This is a genomic window from Parafrankia sp. FMc2 (assembly GCF_041008525.1).
Lineage (GTDB): Bacteria > Actinomycetota > Actinomycetes > Frankiales > Frankiaceae > Parafrankia.
In genome coordinates this window covers 1-4258 of sequence record NZ_JBFLUG010000281.1, presented here as the reverse complement: position 1 = coordinate 4258, position 4258 = coordinate 1, and the positions used below count along the sequence as shown (strand labels likewise).

At 73.6% G+C, this 4258-nt stretch carries 4 protein-coding genes; all 4 read right to left on the bottom strand.

What is annotated here, in order from left to right; genetic code table 11:
• Positions 1-43: 43 nt before the first annotated feature.
• Positions 44-2068, bottom strand: coding sequence for a DNA-binding protein (locus tag AB1460_RS36035; protein WP_368966961.1), 2025 nt, complete (start codon positions 2066-2068; stop codon positions 44-46).
• Positions 2069-2135: 67 nt separating this feature from the next.
• Positions 2136-2861: a hypothetical protein gene (locus tag AB1460_RS36030; RefSeq protein ID WP_368966959.1), complete on the bottom strand. Its 726-nt coding sequence runs from the start codon at positions 2859-2861 to the stop codon at positions 2136-2138.
• Entirely contained in the window at positions 2858-3730 is an 873-nt protein-coding gene (locus tag AB1460_RS36025; protein ID WP_071083008.1) for a vWA domain-containing protein, read from the bottom strand. Before AB1460_RS36025 ends, AB1460_RS36030 begins: the two co-directional genes overlap by 4 nt.
• 128 nt (positions 3731-3858) lie before the next feature.
• Positions 3859-4125 (bottom strand): hypothetical protein, encoded by a 267-nt coding sequence (locus AB1460_RS36020; protein ID WP_368966956.1) that lies wholly within the window; start codon positions 4123-4125, stop codon positions 3859-3861.
• Between the last annotated feature and the right edge of the window lie 133 nt (positions 4126-4258).

Here is a 4258-nt window from a genome sequence, read left to right as displayed (position 1 = left end):
CTGCCACCCCGGCCCCACCCGGCGCACTGACCGCCACGACGCGTCAGCTCCACCCGGGCCAGCGCCCGGGCTTCGGTCCGACCGGGCCCGGAACGGGCGGCGGCAGCCGACGGCGAGGCGGAAGCACCGGGCCCGAGCCGTAGGCCGCCCGGGTCGCGGGGGCCGCGGGCACCGATCCGGGGCGGTTCAGCAGGCTCTCGGCCTCCCGTTCGGTCAGCACCCGCAGGAGGCTGCCGCGGCGCAGCTCGATGCGCGGTGAGCGCGGCGCCCGGGCGGTCCGGGTCAGATCGGCGCTCGACGCGGCACGACTCCCACCCTGCGCACGACTCCCACCCGCGGCACCGCTGCCAGCCGGGCCACTACTGCCAGCCGGAGCGCGGCTGCCGGCGGGGCCCATGCCCATGCCGGGCGGGATCCAGCCTCCGTACTCGTCCGCCAGGTCACCCCGGTCGTCGACCACGATCTGGCCCACGATCCGGACCCAGACGCCCGCGAGAGCGGCAAGATCGCCGTGGCTGGCGGTGAGTTCTCGACTGACCCGGTCCCAGGCGATGGCCTTGAGGCTGCCACCGCGCGGATTGCCGAAGTCGAGGATGGTCACGGTCCCTGTCCGGCGGACCTGGCGCACGCCCTGGATCCTCCCGACGACCATCACCTCCTCCGCACGGCGGGCGAGCAGCCCCGCGCGGTCCCGCGCGGACAGCACCGTCGGCGCGGGGACGACCACCGGTGCCGGACGCAGCGGCCGGGTGCGCAGATACCGCGCCGCGGAGACGGTGCTGACGACCCCCACCGCACTCGCGGCCGGTCCTGCCGCAACGGGTACCGCCGACATGGCCGGTGCTGCCGGAACAGCCGACACGGGTACGCCTGGTGCGGGCGCCGCGGGAGGTGCCGATGCTGCCGGCACGCCTGCCGGTGCCGCGGGTGTCGCGGGTGTCGGAGCGGCGGCCGGTGCCGCCGGTGCCGCCAGCGGTCCGGGCACGCCGCGCGGACGCGGACGCGGGACGGCATGCGGACGCACCACGCCTGGCGGACGCGGGACAGCGGGTGCGCGCGGGAGGCCGTGCGGCCCGAACACCGGAGGCGGGGCGGGTGGGCCCTGCCAGGCGGCCGGGACACCCGGCGCCCGGCCAGGGCTGCCGTGCCAGCCGCCGGCCCGGCCGCCAGCACCAGCACCTTCGTAGTGGACGTGTGCCTCGGCGTCGAGGATCGCGGCGGCGTCCTCGTAGTCGACCAGGCAGGCGTCCCGGAGCCGGCGGGCGGCGGCGGCGACGCCGGGCATCTGCTCGAGCCGGGCGAACAGTGCGGAGGCGGACGGGTCAGCGAAGTCGGCGGCGGAGAGGAGGAGGTTCTCGCCGGTGTTGAACTCGCGCCACAGGTACGGGTCGCGGGCGAGCGCGGCGAGCGACACCGCGATCACCTCCTGGGCGAAGCGGTCGAGCGTGACGTCGTACTGGTTCGAACGGTCCGGATGCTGGTAGTTGCGGTGGCCGCGTTCGGAGGCGCCGAGGGAGCCCAGCGCGGGCAGGTACATCCCGTCGTAGTCGACGAGCCGGATGGACGCGTCCGGCAGGACGAGGATGTTGCCGTGCTGCAGGTCGCCATGGGCGGCACCGCGACGGCGCAGCTCCGCGACGGCGGTGTTCAGGCTGAGCCGGGCGCGGTCGAGCCGGGACGGGCGGTCCAGGTTCTCCTGCACCCAGTCGTCGAGGCGGGCGCCGTCGATCCACTCCATCCGCACGATGGGCCAGGCCCGGTCGCGGACCCGGATGCCGGCGGGCAGGTAGTCGACGCCGACGAGGAAGTCGAGGGAGGCGGAGCGGACGAAGTCGGCGATGCAGGCGTAGCGCAGCTCGAGGTTGTCGCTGTGCCGGTGGAAGCACCGCACGGCGTACCGCCGGCCGGCCCGGCTGACGTCGAAGGTCAGCGCGAAGCCGCCGGTGGCGACGGCGGGCATGCCGAGCGGGTTGAGTCTCGGCACGCTGTCACGCAGCCGCTCGTCGAGGAACGCCAGCCGCGGGATCTGGACAGCCTGCTGGTAGTCGAGAAGGGTGGGCAGCTTCATGCACGTCCCTCGCGCCGTTGCGGGGAGCCGGCAGGGGCCGGGGAAACCACGTGGAACGGACGGGGGTTCACGTCTGGACCACGCAGATGGTCGTGTCGTCGTTGGCGAGGCAGCCGTGGTGCCGGTAGGCGTCCACGGCTCGGGCGAAGCGCGCGGCGGAGTGGGCGAGCCAGCCGGGCGACGGCATCCGCCCGCGGGCCTCGACGGCGCGCAGCAGGAACTGTGCCAGCGCATCGGTGGCGAGAACGAACACGTCCCCCGGCTGGTAGGCACCGCCGAGAACAACCGGGTCCGGACGGGACGGGCCGCGGCTGCCGACCAGCTGGGCGAAGCGGCTGAAGTCCGTGGAGTGCTCCACGGGCCCGGCCGCGCAGGTCTTGCCCGCGCTGACATGGAACACGCACGAGTCACCGACGCAGGTGGCCGCCCACAGCTGGTTCCCGACGTCGACCGTGAGGCCCAGGAAGGATGCGTCCGCGCCGAGCTGGAGCTTGGCCCGGGCGTACCAGGGCAGGCCGGGACGGTTCACCTCGGCCCACCACCGCTCCCGCAGGCCGGGCAGCACGTCGGCGGCGAGCGGGTCGACCGCGTCCCGGACGAACGCGTCGACCAGCAGCCGGCTCCACACCTCGGGCCGGGCCGAGGTGGAGGCGCCGTCCGCGACCGCGAACCGGCCCCGTTCCGGGCAGGTGGCGCAGCAGTCCTCGTTCTCCTCGGCGGCACGGCCGAGCTTCGTGACCGTGCGGGACGTCGCGGTGAGGGCCACCGCGACCGCCGTGGACCGCGATGTCATCCGCTCGACCGCGGCCCGACGCTCAGGTCCCGCAGGCCGGTCGGGGTGACCGCCCGGGTGCCGATGTCGAGGAACTCGATCAGGGCGGTGACGTCGGCGTTGTAGAGGAACCCCTTGGACGCCGCGTCCGCCGGGTAGCCGAGACTGTCCGCCGCCGCGACCATCGTGGGCGGCAGGTGGCTGGACATGTCGAACAGCACCCGCGCGAACTCGTCAGGCAGCTCGTCGCGGTCGTGCGGGAAGGTCACGGCGCGCCGCGCGGTCGCGGACAGGTGGGCGTTGAACAGCAGGGCCTCACCGTCGGCCGTGCCGGCGGCCCGCACCTGCGCGGCGGCCTCCCGGGGATCACCATCGGTGCTCTGCCCGTCGGTGACGTTGACGACGATCGGCGGGAAGCTGGCGGGGTGCTGGCGGCACCAGCCGTCGGCGATCCAGGCGGCGACCCGCAGGGCCTCGACCATCGGCGTCCAGCCGTCGGCGACCGGGTCGACCCAGGCCGGGATCGGGGTCTGGATCTCGACCAGGCCACCGGCGCCATCGGGGACCTTGCGCAGCACGTGGTCGACGCGGTTCGGATTCAGCGCGACCTCGCTGATAGGCAACAGCGGTCGACTCACGCTGGAACCATACAGGACCGGTGCGACACCCCGGCCATAGCCCAGAATTCCTACCTCGAAATAGTCGTAGACACGATCGTCACCTTTGCTGCACAGCAGGACCGCGTTACCGAGGAGCCGGTTGACGGCGAGCGCGAGCTGGTCGGCCTTGCTCATGGTCCCGCCGGCCCAGGTCTCGGACATCGACGTCGAATGATCGATGACGAGCAGCAGACATGCCGGCTGCCGGCGATTGATCTCGGCGGAGTACATACCCTTATCGTTCCATATCTCGCGGGCATTCCGACGTTCCGGCCTCAGCGGACCGCGCTGTCGGGGTGACCAGACAACACCTTTTGATGAATCCACCTCGTCATGCGGATCCGGACTGCCCGGACGTATCAGGCGGGCGGCCGGCGGCGCCCGCGCGGAGTGGCGAGCACGGGCAGCTGCCCGTCCCGGGTGGCCAGCCTGCGCCGCAGGTCCAGCGGGGCCAGGTCGTCGCGGTTCGTCCGGCCGCAGCGGGGGCACGTCTGCTGGCCGAGCGGAAGCAGAACGCCGCAGCCACCGTCCCCGGCGCCGCAGCGGCGCCAGTCGTTACCCACCTCGATCCGCGAATGCGCCTCGGCGCGGCGCCCGGTGCCACCCAGGCCCAGTGCCCGCGCCAACCGCCGCGCCGAGGCTCCTGGCCGGGAACTCCGCGCGGCCGCATCCCGCCCGCCCTCGGCATCTGCCTCTTATACACCACCCCGAGCCCCCGAGACCAGAGCGGACATCGTATGCCGTCGTCTGCTTGAAAAA